This is a genomic window from Pseudomonas sp. NBRC 111139 (assembly GCF_001753955.1).
GTDB classification, from domain to species: domain Bacteria; phylum Pseudomonadota; class Gammaproteobacteria; order Pseudomonadales; family Pseudomonadaceae; genus Aquipseudomonas; species Aquipseudomonas alloputida.
The window spans coordinates 39,828-55,379 of the sequence record NZ_BCBP01000047.1 but is presented as its reverse complement, the minus strand read 5'-3'; the positions used below and the strand labels follow the sequence as shown (position 1 = coordinate 55,379).

Below are 15,552 nucleotides of genomic sequence, written 5' to 3'. Positions count from 1 at the left end.
TGGCTTCTTCGCGGGTAAACCCGCTCCTACACCGCCAATGTAGGAGCGGGTTTACCCGCGAATGCCTCTAAACCGCTCTAACAGGCCATATACAGCCTTATCTGCGACATTTTGGATAATTACTCTAAAAATGACCTGTATTGTTCATTGAGTCATTTTTGTGACCGTAAGGCCTGTTTTGGCCTCTAGGCGACCCCAGACAAAGCTGTTACTCTCGGCCCGCTTCCAGATGATCCGGTTTGCAACGAACCGTCATCTCATATCAATAATAAGCGCATCGACGCGTGAATCGAACTTCGCTGTTGCTGAAGGAGTGGGCTTCCATGATCGAAAATTTTTGGAAGGATAAGTACCCAGCCGGGATTACGGCGGAAATCAATCCTGACGAATTCCCCAATATCCAGGCAGTACTCAAGCAATCCTGCCAACGCTTTGCCGACAAACCGGCCTTTAGCAACCTGGGCAAGACTATCACTTATGGCGAGTTGTATGCGTTGTCGGGGGCGTTTGCCGCCTGGCTGCAGCAGCATACCGACCTCAAGCCGGGTGACCGCATTGCCGTGCAACTGCCCAATGTCCTGCAATACCCGGTCGCGGTCTTCGGTGCCATGCGTGCCGGGCTGATCGTGGTCAATACCAACCCGCTGTACACCGCGCGGGAGATGGAACACCAGTTCAACGACTCGGGTGCCAAGGCCTTGGTGTGCCTGGCCAACATGGCCCACCTGGCCGAAAAAGTGGTGCCCAAAACCCAGGTCAGGCACGTTATCGTCACTGAAGTTGCCGACCTGCTGCCGCCACTCAAGCGCCTGCTGATCAACAGCGTGATCAAGTACGTGAAGAAGATGGTGCCGGCCTACAACCTGCCGCAGGCCGTGCGTTTCAATGACGCCCTGGCGCTGGGCAAGGGCCAGCCAGTGACCGAAGCCAACCCGCAGGCCAACGACGTGGCGGTGCTGCAGTACACCGGCGGTACCACCGGCGTGGCCAAAGGCGCCATGCTGACCCACCGCAACCTGGTGGCCAACATGCTGCAGTGCCGCGCACTGATGGGCGCCAACCTGCACGAAGGCTGCGAAATCCTCATCACCCCCCTGCCGCTGTACCACATCTATGCGTTTACCTTCCATTGCATGGCGATGATGCTGATCGGCAACCACAACGTGCTGATCAGCAACCCGCGAGACTTGCCGGCGATGGTCAAGGAACTGGGCAAGTGGAAGTTCAGCGGCTTTGTGGGCCTCAACACCCTGTTCGTTGCCCTGTGCAATAACGAGGCGTTCCGAGCCCTGGATTTCTCGGCGCTGAAAATCACCCTGTCGGGCGGTATGGCCTTGCAGCTAAGCGTGGCCGAGCGCTGGAAGGCCGTTACCGGTTGCGCCATCTGCGAAGGCTACGGCATGACCGAAACCAGCCCGGTGGCGGCGGTGAACCCGTCGGAAGCGAACCAGGTGGGCACCATCGGTATTCCGGTGCCGTCGACCTTGTGCAAGGTCATCGACGACGCCGGCAATGAGTTGCCGCTTGGCGAAGTGGGCGAGCTGTGTGTCAAGGGCCCGCAGGTGATGAAGGGCTACTGGCAGCGTGAAGATGCCACGGCCGAGATTCTCGACAGCGAAGGCTGGCTGAAGACCGGCGACATCGCCGTGATCCAGGCGGACGGCTACATGCGCATCGTCGACCGCAAGAAAGACATGATCCTGGTCTCGGGCTTCAACGTGTACCCCAACGAGCTGGAAGACGTGTTGGCGGCCTTGCCGGGCGTGCTGCAGTGCGCAGCCATCGGTGTGCCGGACGAGAAGTCGGGTGAAGTGATCAAGGTCTTCATCGTGGTCAAGCCGGGCATGACCGTGACCAAGGAGCAGGTGATGGAGCACATGCGTGCCAACGTTACCGGCTACAAGGTACCGCGCCACATCGAGTTCCGCGATTCGCTGCCGACCACCAACGTGGGCAAGATCCTGCGCCGCGAACTGCGTGATGAAGAGCTCAAGAAGCAAGGCTTGAAGAAGATCGCCTGACCATAAGCCTGCACGCTCAGTGTGAAAGCGGCCTCGTGTCGCGAAAGGGCCGCGAAGCGGCCCTGGGGTTTCGGCGGCGATGCAACAATGGCTGGGGGCGCTATGCGCCCCTTTCGCGACACAAGGCCCCACAATAAGATGCGGCGCCGTCTTCAGACATTGTGAGCCCCTGTAGGAGCGGGTTTACCCGCGAATACGGTAGTGGCGACAACGGTGAACGGCGGGTGGAAATCGGTCAGCAGGGCCGGCCCTTTCGCGGGTAAACCCGCGCCTACATCCGCGCAACTCAGCGCAGCTTCTCGAGCATCTGGTAGTACCACATCCCCGCCGCCAGCAGCGGGTTCCCCAGCAAGTCCCCCATCGGCACTCGCACATGCTTGCACTGGGCAAAGGTGTCGAACTTCTCCAGCGTGCCGGTCAACGCTTCGGCCATGATCTCGCCCATGATGTGGCTGGTGGCAATGCCGTGCCCCGAGTAACCCTGGCAGTACCACACGTTGTCCGACAGCTTGCCCAGCTGCGGGATGCGGTTGACCACGATGCCCATGGCGCAGCTCCACTGGAACTCGATCGGCACCCCCTTCAATGCCGGGAAGGTGCGTTCGATGCAGGGGCGCAATTCGCCTTCGATGTCGCGTGAATCCTTGCCTGAGTAGTTGGCGCCGCCGCCGAACAGCAGGCGCTTGTCGGCCGTCAGGCGGTAGTAGTCGAGGACGAAGCGGCAGTCATACACCGCCAGGTCCTGCGGGTTGATCTGCTCGGCCAGCTCACCCAGCGGCGCGGTGGTGACGATACCGCCCATGGCTGGGAAGATCTTGCCCTTGAGCTGGCGCTTTTCGAGCTTGTGATACACATCGCCGGCCAACATCACCTGGCGTGCCTCCACCCGGCCGTGGGCGGTAACCACCGCCGGGCGCGGGCCATGGACGATGTCCAGCACTTCGGAATTTTCGAATATCAGTGCACCCAGGCCATGCGCGGCACGGGCTTCGCCCAGGCACAGGTTGAGTGGGTGCAGGTGCAGGTTGCGCAGGTTCTTCAACGCACCCAGATAAAGCGGGCTTTGCAGATGCTCCGCCACTGCAGCGCGATCGAGCAGTTGCACCTGCTCGCCCATGCCGCGGCGCTGTGCTTCGGCCTCGAACGCACGCAGTTCGTTCATGTGCGAAGGTTTCATCGCGGCATGCAAATGGCCACGCTTGAGGTCGCAATCGATGCCATAGCGCGCCACGCGCTGCTCGATCACCTGGTGCCCGCGCCAGCGCAAGTGCCAGATGAAATCGTCCACTTCGGCGCCCAGGTGGTTGCGCATCTGCGAGCGCATGGCCTCGTCGCCCGACAGGCTGCCGGTGACCTGGCCGCCGTTGCGACCGCTGGCGCCCCAGCCGATACGGTTGGTTTCGACGATGGCGACCTTCAGGCCGCGCTCGGCCAGTTCAACCGCCGTGGCCACGCCCGTAAAGCCACCGCCGATGATCGCCACATCCACCTGCACCGTGCCTTTGAGTTGCGGGTACTCGCTGTGGTCGTTGAGGGTGGCGCTGTAATAGGACGGCGCGCGCTGCGCCGGGCCGTTGTTCAATGCTGCGTTCATGGGTGTTCCTTGTTTTGTAGGGGCTCAGGCCTGGTGCAGGTACCAGCGCCAGTCCTGTTCGCTGACTTCAGCCATGAACTGGCGGTACTCGGCGCGCTTGACCTTCAGGTACACGCCAAGGAAGTCTTCGCCCAGTGCTTCACGGGCCCATTCGGAATGTTGCAGGGCGTCGAGGGTGGTCAGCCAGTCGGTGGGCAGGTGTTCGGTGGCCTGAGCGTAACCGTTGCCTTCAACGGGGGCACCTGGGTCAAGCTGTTCGCGGATGCCGCGGTGGCTGGCAGCGAGGATCGCCGCTGCAGCCAGGTAAGGGTTGGCATCCGCGCCACAGATGCGGTGCTCCACATGGCGACTGTTGGCAGGGCCTCCTGGCACACGCAGGCTCACGGTGCGGTTGTCCACGCCCCAGGTTGGCGCCAGGGGCGCATAGCTGTTGGCCTGAAAACGTCGGTACGAGTTGGCGTTGGGGCAGAACAGCAGCAGCGAGTCGCGCAGGTGGCGCAGCATGCCGGCCACGGCCTGGCGCAGCAGCGGGGTACCGGCCTTGTCTTCGCTGGCGAACAGGTTGTTGCCGGCGCTGTCGGCCAGGCTCAGGTGCATGTGCATGCCGGTGCCGGCCAGTTGGGCAAATGGCTTGGCCATGAAGCAGGCCTGCATGCCGTGGGCATGGGCCACACCTTTTACCAGGCGCTTGTAGCGCACCGCCTGGTCCATCGCCTGCAGCGCATCGCCATGCTCCAGGGTGATTTCCACCTGGCCGGGGGCGTACTCGGAAATGGCCGTGCGCGCCGGGATGCCTTGGGCCTTGCAGGCAGCGTACAGGTCGGCGAGGAACGGTTCGATCTGCTCCAGTTCGCGCAGGCCATAGACCTGGGTGCTGCGTGGGCGACCGCCATCGTTGTCCAGTGCCGGTTGTGGGCGGCCCTGGGCATCACGCTGCTGGTCAAGCAGGTAGAACTCCAGCTCGCAGGCCATCACCGGGTGGTAACCATCGGCCTTCAACGCTTCGATGGTGCGCAGCAGCACATGGCGTGGGTCAGCGATGCTGGCCGGCAGCCCCTCGCTGGGGTGCATGCTCACCTGCACTGCAGCGGTGGGCACCCGGCGCCAGGGCAGCCGCACCAGGCTGCCGTCAAGCGGGTAGGCACGGCAGTCGATATCGCCTACGTCCCACACCAGGCCGGAGTTTTCCACGTCGTCGCCATTGAGGGTCAGGCCAAGGATGGTGCTGGGCAGTGGCCGGCCTGTCTGGTACACGGCCAGCAGTTCCTCGCGGTGCAACAGCTTGCCGCGTGGCACACCGTTGGCGTCGAGGATGAACAGTTCGAACAGCTCGATATCGGGGTTGTCGGCCAGAAAACGGGTAGCCTGCTCTACAGGGGCAAAGTGCATGATCAATTCGCTCATAGGCGCGCAGGGCCACCGCGCAAGCAGGCGGCCCAGTTGAGTCAAACGGCCAGACGGTGGCCGGGTTTGGTCACAATGGCGTGAGCGAGGTGTCCGGTGGGCGCGCGTGACGGCAGTGCCACAAGGCCCAGAAGGCGAGGATGATGTGGACCAGCGGATTTTCCCCGGCACGGCTCCGGGCCTTCGGCAGCGAAGGGCGGGACGACGGTGGGGCGATAGGCTGGGCGGGAGTCATGCCTTTGATACTCACATGCGGCGTAAGGTTGATTAAAGCAGTGAATGGCAACCTTTACATCGCACTTGGCTAAACATTCTGGTGAAAGCATCACGGTCAAAGTGGGAGCGGGCTTGCGTCGCGAAAGGGCCGCGTAGCGGGCTCCGGCCATCAGCGACCATTCAGAAGTTGCTGGGGCCGCTTTGCAGCCCTATCGCGACACAAGGCGGCTCTCACAGGGCGCGTGCAAGCAGCAGAGAATCCGCAAATCTGCGACAATCGCCCGACTTTCCGAATGCCGATCATGAAAAAGCAGGCTCACCTGCATCACTAAAAAGCCCCATGACTGACCACGCCATCGACAAACTGCTGCAAAACCTCGACCACGCCATGATTGCCGACCGCCATCGCCTGCGCCGGCAACTGCACGAACTGCGCAAGCGCCCCGACGAGGCGAAGCTGGCGCAGTGGGTGGAGAAGGTCCAGGCCTCCTGCGCTCAGGTCACCGCGCGTCAGCAGAGCGTGCCGACCGTACGCTACGACGACAACCTGCCCATCGCCGCCAAGCGTGACGAAATCAAGAAGGCCCTGGCCGAAAACCAGGTGTTGGTGATCGCCGGCGAGACCGGCTCTGGCAAGACGACCCAGTTGCCGAAAATCTGCCTGGAACTTGGCCGTGGCAGCCATGGGTTGATCGCCCATACCCAGCCACGCAGGATCGCAGCGCGTAGCGTGGCCGCGCGAGTCGCCGAAGAGCTGGGCACGCCCTTGGGCGCGCTGGTCGGCTACCAGGTGCGTTTTGAAGACCAGAGCGATTCCAATACCTTGGTCAAGCTGATGACCGACGGCATCCTCCTGGCCGAAACCCAGCACGACCGTTTCCTTGAACGCTACGACACGATCATCGTCGACGAAGCGCACGAGCGCAGCCTGAACATCGACTTCCTGCTCGGCTACCTGAAAACGTTGCTGCATCGTCGACCGGACCTGAAGCTGATCATCACCTCGGCCACCATCGACCTGGAGCGCTTCTCCAGGCACTTCGACGGTGCGCCGATCATCGAGGTGTCCGGGCGCACCTTCCCGGTGGACACCTGGTACCGCCCGCTGACCAGCGAACAGGACGAGGAAGGCAACCAGATCGAGGATGACCTCACCGTCGATCAGGCCATCCTTGCCACCCTCGACGAGCTGGCGCAGCACGAGCGTAGCGAGGGCAAGGGGCCGGGCGATGTGCTGATCTTCCTGCCGGGCGAGCGGGAAATCCGTGATGCCGCCGAGATCCTGCGCAAGGCGCAACTGCGCCATACCGAGATTTTGCCGCTGTACGCGCGCCTGTCGCCGGCCGAGCAGCAGCGTATCTTCCAACCGCACACCGGGCGCCGCGTGGTGCTGGCCACCAACGTCGCCGAAACCTCGCTGACCGTGCCTGGCATCCGCTATGTGATCGACACCGGTACCGCGCGCATCAGCCGCTACAGCTACCGCGCCAAGGTCCAGCGCCTGCCGATCGAGGCGGTGTCACAGGCCAGTGCCAACCAGCGTAAAGGCCGTTGCGGCCGGGTCGAGCCGGGCATTTGCGTGCGTCTCTACAGCGAAGAGGACTTCAACAGCCGGCCAGCGTTTACCGACCCGGAGATTCTGCGCACCAACCTGGCGGCGGTGATCCTGCAGATGTTGCACCTGCGCCTGGGCGCAATCGATGCCTTCCCGTTCATCGAGCCGCCGGATGGCAAAGCCATCAGCGACGGCTTCAACCTGTTGCAGGAGCTTTCGGCGGTTAACCGCGAGAACCAGCTGACGCCAATTGGCCGCCAGCTGGCGCGCTTGCCGATCGACCCGCGGCTGGGCCGCATGCTGCTTGAAGGCGCGCGCCTGGGCAGCCTGCAGGAAGTGCTGATTGTCACCAGTGCGCTGTCGGTGCAGGACCCGCGTGAACGCCCTCCAGAACGCCAGCAGGCCGCCGACCAGGCGCACGCACAGTGGAAGGACGTGGACTCGGACTTCGCTGCGCTGGTCAACCTGTGGCGCGGCTTCGAGGAACAACGCCAGGCGCTGACTGCCAACCCGCTGCGCAACTGGTGCCGCAAGCAGTTCCTGAACTACTTGCGGCTGCGCGAGTGGCGCGATGCTCATCGTCAGTTGGCGCTGATTTGCCGTGACCTGCAGCTGACGGTGAACAAGGAACCGACTGATTACCAGAAGATGCACAAGGCAATCCTCAGCGGGCTGCTCAGCCAGATTGGCCAGAAGACCGAAGAGGGCGACTACCAGGGCGCCCGCCAGCGGCGCTTCTGGGTGCATCCATCGTCGGGCCTGGGACGCAAGCGCCCGCAGTGGGTCATGGCTGCCGAGCTGGTCGAAACCACCAAGCTGTATGCGCGCATGGTGGCCAAGATCGAGCCGGACTGGATCGAGCCGCTGGCCGGCCACCTGATCAAGAAAAACCATTTCGAGCCGCACTGGGAGAAGAAGCGCGGGCAGGTGGTGGCCTACGAGCAGATCACGCTCTACGGGCTGATTCTGGTCGGCCGTCGGCCGGTGCACTACGGCCCGATCGACCCGGCGACCTCGCGCGAGCTGTTCATCCGTGAAGGCCTGGTGGGTGGCGAAATCCAGTCGCGGGCCAAGTGCCTGGCGGCCAACAAACGCCTGCTTGAAGCGCTGGACGAGCTGGAAGCCAAGGCTCGCCGGCGTGACATTCTGGCTGACGAAGAAACGCTGTACGCTTTCTACGAAGCGCGCCTGCCGGCGGAAATCCACCAGACGGCGACCTTCGACAGTTGGTACCGCATGGGCAGCCAGAAGGACGCCAACCTGCTGATCATGCGCGAGGAGGACGTGCTGGCCCGCGAGGCCAGCGAAGTGACCGCCGCACAGTACCCCGACAGTATGCAGGTGGGCGATTTGCGCCTGCCGCTGAGCTACCACTTCGAGCCCGGCCACCCCCGCGATGGTGTGACGGTGCGGGTGCCGGCGCCGCTGTTGCCGAGCCTGCCGGGCGAGCGCCTGGAGTGGCTGGTGCCGGGCCTGCTGGAGGCCAAATGCGTGGCGCTGGTGCGCAACCTGCCCAAGGCCCTGCGCAAGAACTTTGTCCCGGTACCTGACTTCGTCAAGGCTTCGCTGGCGCGCATGACCTTCGGCCAAGGGGCGCTCCCGCAGGCCCTGGGCCAGGAGCTGCTGCGCATGACCGGTGCACGTGTGTCGGACGAGGCCTGGGACGAGTCGGTCAACCAGGTCGAAGGCCACCTGCGCATGAACATCGAAGTGGTCGATGGCCAGGGCAAGTTCCTTGGCGAAGGCCGCGACCTGGCGGAACTGACCGCGCGCTTTGCTGCCGCCAGCCAGGCTGCCCTGGCCGTGCCGCGTGACGCCAAGGGTGAGCAGCCGGTGCAGGCCAAGGCCTTCAGCGAAGTGAAGCAGACCGCCCAGCAGAAGATCGCCGGCCTGTCGATGACCGTGTACCCGGCGCTGGTGGAAGACAACGGCACTGTGCGTGAGGGGCGTTTCTCGACCCAGGCCGAAGCCGAGTTTCAGCACCGCCGCGCCTTGCAACGGCTGTTGCTGCAGCAACTGGCCGAGCCGGCCAAGTTCCTGCGCGGCAAGCTGCCGGGGCTGACCGAGCTGGGCCTGCTGTACCGTGAAATGGGGCGGGTCGAGGCGCTGGTCGAAGACATTCTGCTGGCCAGCCTGGACAGTTGCATCCTTGAAGGCGAACAACCGTTGCCACGTGATGGCGCGGCCTTGGCCGCGCTGGCTGAACGCAAGCGCGGCAGCTGGGCCGAGCATGCCGAGCGCCTGGCAAGGCAGACCCTGGAAGTGCTGAAGCTGTGGCATGGGCTGCAGAAGCGCTTCAAGGGCAAGATCGACCTGAGCCAAGCGGTGGCGCTGAACGACATCAAGCAGCAGCTGGGCAACCTGGTGTACCCGGGCTTCGTGCGCGAAACGCCTGGGGTGTGGTTCAAGGAGTTGCCGCGTTACCTCAAGGCGGTTGAGTTGCGCCTCGAGAAACTCGGCTCGCAAGTACAGAAGGACCGGGTGTGGAGCGGCGAGCTGGCCAATTTGTGGGCGCAGTACAAGGCCCGTGCCGACAAGCATGCCCAGGAAGGCAAGCGCGATGAGCAATTGACTGTGTACCGTTGGTGGCTGGAAGAATATCGCGTGTCGCTGTTTGCCCAGCAGTTGGGGACCAAGGTGCCGATTTCTGACAAGCGATTGAGCAAACAATGGAGTCAGGTGGAAGGCTAACCTCTATTATTTGTGGCAAACTTTGGGGCGTTTGGGGCCGCTTTGCGGCCCTTGGCGGGTGAGCCCGCCTTGCGGGGGTAAACGTAGGCCCCTGAATTGGCACTAAAGTGCCATTAACCTGTCATGTTTCCAGCCAGCGCCCTGTGGCGGTGGCCTTTGACCAGAGGAACGACCGTGCATAACGTCGTGATCAGCGGCACCGGCCTGTACACCCCGGCCCAGAGCATTTCCAACGAAGAGCTGGTGGCTTCCTTCAACGCCTGGTCGCAGCAGTTCAACCAGGACAACGCTGCCGCCATCGAGCGCGGTGAAGTCGAGGCGGCGCCGCTCTCCGACGCGGCGTTTATCGAAAAGGCCTCGGGCATCAAGAGCCGCTTTGTCATGGACAAGGCCGGTATCCTCGACCCGCAGCGCATGAAGCCGCGCTTGCCCGAGCGCAGCAACGATGAACCGTCGGTGCTGTGTGAAATGGCCGTGGCCGCTGCCCGCCAGGCCCTGGAGCGCGCAGGCCGAACGGCGGCCGATGTCGACGGGGTGATCGTCGCCTGCTCCAACTTGCAGCGCCCGTACCCGGCCATCGCCATCGAAGTGCAACAGGCACTGGGTGTCCAGGGCTTTGCCTTCGACATGAACGTGGCCTGCTCGTCGGCCACCTTCGGTATCCAGACCGCCGCCAACAGCGTAGCGCTGGGCCAGGCGCGGGCGGTGCTGATGGTCAACCCCGAAGTGTGCACCGGCCACCTCAACTTCCGTGACCGCGACAGCCATTTCATTTTTGGCGATGCCGCCACCGCCGTGTTGCTGGAGCGTGCCGACCAGGCCACTTCGGCGCACCAGTTCGACATCGTCAGCAGCAAGCTCTGGACTGAGTTCTCCAACAACATCCGCAACAACTTCGGCTTCCTCAACCGTGCGGCGGAAGAGGGTGAAGGCGCTGCGGACAAGCTGTTCATCCAGGAAGGCCGCAAGGTGTTCCGCGAGGTGTGCCCGAAGGTGGCCGAGCTGATCGGGGAACACCTGCAGGAGAATGGGCTGCAACCGGGCGACGTGAAGCGCTTCTGGCTGCACCAGGCCAACCTCAGCATGAACCAGTTGATCGTCAAGAAACTGGTGGGGCGTGAAGTGTCCGAGGAAGAGGCACCGGTGATTCTGGACCGTTACGCCAATACCAGCTCGGCGGGGTCGGTGATTGCCTTCCACCTGTACCAGGATGACCTGGCCAAAGGCTCGTTGGGCGTGTTGAGCTCGTTTGGTGCGGGGTATTCGATTGGTAGCGTGATTCTGCGCAAGCGCTGATTCATCAGGCGCCTGTTACGGCCTCTTCGCGGGCTTGCCCGCTCCCACAGGTACAGCACAGTTCTCAAGGTCTGTGGTGATTCTGTGGGAGCGGGCAAGCCCGCGAAGGGGCCGGCGCATTTCACACAGGCAAAAAGAAGCGGGAAACGCCGGATGGGGTCGGCGTTTCCCGCTTCAGGTGAAGCAGAGCAGGGTGTTGCTTAGAACTTGGCTTCCAGGTCTACCTGCAGGGTGTCGACGTCAGCATTGCTGTTCGGCAGCTGCGACAGGTCGGTCTTGGCCATCAGGTAGGCAGCACCCAGGGAGAAGTTCTTGTCGATTTCATAACCGACCTTGAACTTATGACCGCGCGAACCGGTGTAGCCGTTGCCGAAGTCCGAATCGGTGAACAGGCTGACCACCGCGTTACGCTGCACATCGCGGTAGTTGTAGTCCAGGCTCCAGGCACCCATTTTGGTTTTCAGGCCAGCCAGCCAGGCCTGATCTTCGCCGTCGGTGCTGTCGGTGTTCTTCACGTACTGGCCATAGGCCGACAGCGGAATCGCCAACCCAGTGAAGTCGATCTGGCCAAAGCCTTCCACCAGATTGAACTCGTTGGTGGTGTTGCCGAACGACTGCAGGATGGCTGCTTCCTTGTCGTTGTCGTAACCATAGATGCTGGCACCCACGGTGAGCTTGAGCACGTCGGCCGGCGCGAACTTGGCGCCCAACTGGCCGTGGTAGACCTGTGCATCGTGCTTGTACTGGACGCCGTCACCATCGACGTTGTCCTTCAAGGTGTACTGACCGGCGCTGGCAAACACTTCGGCCCCGCCCAGGTCAGCCTTGTAGGTGGCCGCCACACCTTCCGGGTTGATGTCGCTATCCCAGATGATGTCGCCCATGCTCACCCAAGGCTGTTGCATCTTGCCGCCAATCAGGTGCAGGTTAGGGACTGCAGTCGGGTGCCAGTCGAGGTAGGCCAGGTCGACCCACAGCGACTTCTTGTCGAAGTAGTTGTCGAAGCTCTGGTTGGTCGAACGTCGGTCAGCGCTGCTGCCAGTGGCGATACGAACCCCAGCGTCAACCTGCGGGTTGATCTCGCTGTAGAAGCCGACACGGGCACGTACTCGCTGGCGGTCCTGATTGCCGCTGCTGCTGTTCGGATCGTCGACGTTGACGTCTTCGTAACGCAGGCGCACGTCACCCTTGATCTGGGTCTTGGCGGCCCATGCCACTTTTTGTTCAAAGGAGCTCATACGTTCGGACTGAGCTTTCTGGTCGGCCTTTTCCTTGGTTTCTTTTGCCAGGTCGCCCTGCAGTTCGTTGTACTGCGCCTGGTTGATCGAGCCATTGGCGCGGAGCATTTCGAGCAGCTTGGCGTCGACAGCAGCACTGGCCGGGGCACTCAGGGCCAGCATCATGCCGGTGAGGCTTACTCCGGTAAGTGTGGAAACAAGACGCATAAGGTTCTCCCTACTGAAAAAAATGGGGGAGGCTCAAGCGCCTGCCCCTGCGTTGGCATGTCTTCGGAAAGGGCCTGAATAGACAGGTTCTAGGGTTCCGGAAAACAGGCGCAAGTATTGCGGGGGCCAATGACAGATTAATGTCTGATTAGTGGCACTGTTGTTAAGTAATTGAGAATTAAAGGGCCCACCCGGCGTTCGTCATTTGAGCGACGGGCCTTCCTTGGGGATACTGACGGTCTTCAGAGAGCGAGCCGAAAACGTGACCAGCCTGTACAGCCTTGCCCACCTGCGTGATCTGCCGACGGCCACCTGGGATGCCCTTGTGCCAGCCGGCCAACCCTTCCTGCGCCATGCTTTTCTCAGTGCAATGGAGGACAGCGGCAGCGTGGCGCGCAACACTGGCTGGGCCGCCGAGCACCTGGTGCTGGAGCGTGACGGACAGGTACGGGCGCTGTTGCCCGCGTACCGCAAATGGCACTCGTTTGGCGAGTATGTGTTCGATCATGGTTGGGCCGATGCGTGTGAGCGGGCCGGTATCGCCTACTACCCAAAACTGCTTGGCGCTGTGCCGTTCAGTCCGGTCAGCGGCCCACGGCTGCTGGCGGCCGATCCGGCTGACGGCTTGTTGATGCTGCAGGCCCTGCCGGAGTATCTGGGCAAGGGTGGGCTGTCCGGAGCGCACATCAACTTCACCGACCCGGCGCTGGACGCGCAGTTGGCGGGCCTGCCTGGGTGGATGGAACGCCTGGGTTGCCAGTTTCACTGGCAAAACCGGGGGTATCGCGACTTCCAGGACTTTCTCGACAGCCTCAGCTCGCGCAAGCGCAAGCAGATGCGCAAGGAGCGCGAGCAGGTGGCGGGGCAGGGTATCGACTTCCGCTGGTACCGCGGTGATGAACTGGACGAGGCACAGTGGGATTTCGTCTTTCTGTGCTATGCCAACACCTATGCGGTGCGCCGTCGTGCCCCCTACCTGACGCGCGATTTTTTCAGCCTGCTGGCCGAGCGCATGCCCGAGGCGGTGCGCGTGGTGATGGCCCGCCAGGGTGGTCGAGATGTGGCCATGGCCTTGAGCCTGGTGGGGGGCGATAGCCTGTTTGGCCGCTACTGGGGCTGCCTGGATGAGTTCGACCGGCTGCATTTCGAGACGTGTTTCTACCAGGGCATGGACTTTGCCATTGCCGAGGGTTACCAGCGTTTCGATGCCGGGGCACAGGGCGAGCACAAATTGATACGCGGGTTCGAGCCGGTGTTGACGCGGTCGTGGCATTACCTGCTGCACCCAGGGTTGCGGCGGGCGGTGGAGGATTTTCTGCTGCAGGAACGGGAAGGGGTCAAGGGGTATGCCGAGGAGGCGCGGGGGATGTTGCCCTACCGCCGGGACTGAGAGATCTGTGTTGCCTGTGCCGGCCTTTTCGCGGGTAAACCCGCTCCTACAACGATAGCGAACCTGTGTAGGAGCGGGTTTACCCGCGAAAAGGCCGCGCAGGTGTCAATCGACCCCGACAAAACCTCCGGTCTGGTGGTGCCACAACCGGGCATACAGCCCTTGCTGCTCCAGCAACTCACTGTGGCTGCCACTTTCGACAATCCGCCCCTTGTCCAGCACCACCAGCCGGTCCATACGGGCAATGGTGGAAAGCCGGTGGGCAATGGCGATTACCGTCTTGCCCTGCATCAGCGTCTCCAGGCTTTCCTGGATCGCCGCTTCCACTTCCGAATCCAGCGCCGAGGTGGCCTCGTCCATGATCAGGATTGGTGCGTTCTTCAGCAGCACCCGTGCAATGGCGATACGCTGGCGCTGGCCACCCGACAGCTTGACCCCGCGTTCGCCCACATGGGCATCGAAACCGGTGCGGCCCTGGGCATCCGAAAGCTGTGGGATGAACTCGTCAGCCCGCGCGCGGCGCACAGCTTCGTGCAGTTCTGCATCGCTGGCACCGGGCCGGCCGTACAGCAGGTTTTCGCGGATCGAACGGTGCAGCAGCGACGTATCCTGGGTGATCATGCCGATCTGTGCACGCAGGCTGGCCTGGCTCACCTTGGCAATGTCCTGGCCGTCGATGAGGATGCGCCCACCCTGCACGTCGTACAGGCGCAACAGCAGGTTGACCAGGGTCGACTTGCCTGCCCCGGACGGGCCAATCAAACCGATTTTCTCGCCCGGGCGGATGTCCAGGTTGAGCCCTTCTATGACATTGGTGGCCTTGCCGTAATGGAAGTCGACGTCATCGAAACGCACCGCGCCGCGGCTGACCTTCAGTGCCGGCGCATTGGGCAGGTCGGTGACGGTGACTGGCTGGGCGATGGTCTGCAGGCCGTCCTGCACCATGCCGATGTTCTCGAAAATGCCGTTGACCACCCACATGATCCAACCCGACATGTTGACGATGCGGATCACCAGGCCAGTGGCCAGGGCGATGGCACCCACGGTGATCAGCGATTGGCTCCACAGCCACAGAGCAAGGCCGGTGGTGGCGACCACCAGCAAGCCATTGAGGGTGGTGATGACCACGTCCATGCTGGTGATCACCCGGGAGGCCAGCTGGGTTTTCTCGGTCTGCTCGCGGATTGCCTCACGCGCATACTGCTGTTCGTAGTCGGTATGGGCAAACAGCTTCAGCGTTGCGATGTTGGTGTAGCCGTCGACGATACGCCCCATCAGCTTGGAACGTGCGTCCGAAGACACCACCGAGCGCTCCTTGACCCGTGGCACGAAGTAGAACAGCGCGGCAATGTAGCTGACGATCCACGCCAGCAGCGGCAGCATCAGGCGCCAGTCGGCCTCGGCGAACAACACCAGCGAGGTGATGGCGTAGATCAGCACATGCCATAGCGCGTCCACCGCCTGCACGGCGGAATCGCGCAGCGAGTTGCCGGTCTGCATGATGCGCTGGGCAATACGCCCGGCGAAGTCGCTCTGAAAGAAGTTCAGGCTCTGCTTGAGCACATAGGTATGGTTTTGCCAGCGGATCAGGCTGGTCATGCCGGGGTTGATGGTCTGGTGCACCAGCAGGTCGTGCAGGCCGAAGAACAATGGCCGCAGCAGCAGAATCACCACCAGCATCCAGATCAGCTCGCCGCTGTGCTCGCTGAAGAAGTTGGCATTGGGCGTACCCTGGGCCAGGTCGATGATCCGGCTGAGGTAGCTGAACATCGCCACCTCGATCAGCGAGGCGACCAGGCCGACCACCAGCAGGGCCACGAAGCTGGGCCACACCTGGCGCAGGTAATACAGGTAGAACGGCCACACCGTGCTCGGGGGGGCTTCGCTCGGTGCCTCGCGGAAAATATCGATCAGTCTTTCGAAACGGCGGTACAGCATGG

8 protein-coding genes are annotated in these 15,552 nt (G+C 62.6%); 4 read left to right on the top strand and 4 right to left on the bottom strand.

Annotation, left to right across the window (positions count from 1 at the left end):
- Positions 1 to 323 precede the first annotated feature (323 nt).
- Positions 324 to 2,021: a long-chain-fatty-acid--CoA ligase FadD1 gene (gene fadD1 / locus BJQ17_RS18930; protein WP_003254620.1), complete on the top strand. Its 1,698-nt coding sequence runs from the start codon at positions 324 to 326 to the stop codon at positions 2,019 to 2,021.
- A 286-nt stretch (positions 2,022 to 2,307) separates the two neighbouring features.
- On the opposite strand, the gene BJQ17_RS18925 is transcribed toward fadD1, so the two are convergent.
- The gene (locus BJQ17_RS18925; protein ID WP_003254619.1) at positions 2,308 to 3,615 is read right to left on the bottom strand and encodes an FAD-binding oxidoreductase; all 1,308 of its coding nucleotides are present in this window, start codon (positions 3,613 to 3,615) and stop codon (positions 2,308 to 2,310) included.
- A gap of 24 nt (positions 3,616 to 3,639) precedes the next feature.
- Positions 3,640 to 5,004, bottom strand: coding sequence for a glutamine synthetase family protein (locus tag BJQ17_RS18920; RefSeq protein ID WP_003254618.1), 1,365 nt, complete (start codon positions 5,002 to 5,004; stop codon positions 3,640 to 3,642).
- Positions 5,005 to 5,575: 571 nt separating this feature from the next.
- Here BJQ17_RS18920 and hrpA point away from each other — a divergent pair.
- Both hrpA and BJQ17_RS18910 read left to right on the top strand, forming a co-directional pair.
- A complete protein-coding gene (gene hrpA / locus BJQ17_RS18915) occupies positions 5,576 to 9,481 on the top strand; it encodes an ATP-dependent RNA helicase HrpA (protein ID WP_003254617.1) in 3,906 nt (1,301 codons plus the stop codon).
- A gap of 174 nt (positions 9,482 to 9,655) precedes the next feature.
- A complete protein-coding gene (locus BJQ17_RS18910; protein WP_003254616.1) occupies positions 9,656 to 10,777 on the top strand; it encodes a beta-ketoacyl-ACP synthase III in 1,122 nt (373 codons plus the stop codon).
- Between the two features lie 200 nt (positions 10,778 to 10,977).
- Here BJQ17_RS18910 and BJQ17_RS18905 read toward each other — a convergent pair whose 3' ends face one another.
- On the bottom strand, positions 10,978 to 12,222 hold the full coding sequence (locus tag BJQ17_RS18905) for a putative porin (RefSeq protein WP_003254615.1): 1,245 nt from the start codon (positions 12,220 to 12,222) through the stop codon (positions 10,978 to 10,980).
- A gap of 262 nt (positions 12,223 to 12,484) precedes the next feature.
- Here BJQ17_RS18905 and BJQ17_RS18900 point away from each other — a divergent pair, with 262 nt between their 5' ends.
- Complete coding sequence (locus tag BJQ17_RS18900; RefSeq protein ID WP_041168339.1) at positions 12,485 to 13,612, top strand: GNAT family N-acetyltransferase; 1,128 nt, start codon at positions 12,485 to 12,487, stop codon at positions 13,610 to 13,612.
- Between the two features lie 105 nt (positions 13,613 to 13,717).
- Here the strand turns inward: BJQ17_RS18900 and BJQ17_RS18895 are convergent, their stop codons facing one another.
- Positions 13,718 to 15,550, bottom strand: coding sequence for an ABC transporter ATP-binding protein (locus BJQ17_RS18895; protein ID WP_012051527.1), 1,833 nt, complete (start codon positions 15,548 to 15,550; stop codon positions 13,718 to 13,720).
- Positions 15,551 to 15,552 lie beyond the last annotated feature (2 nt).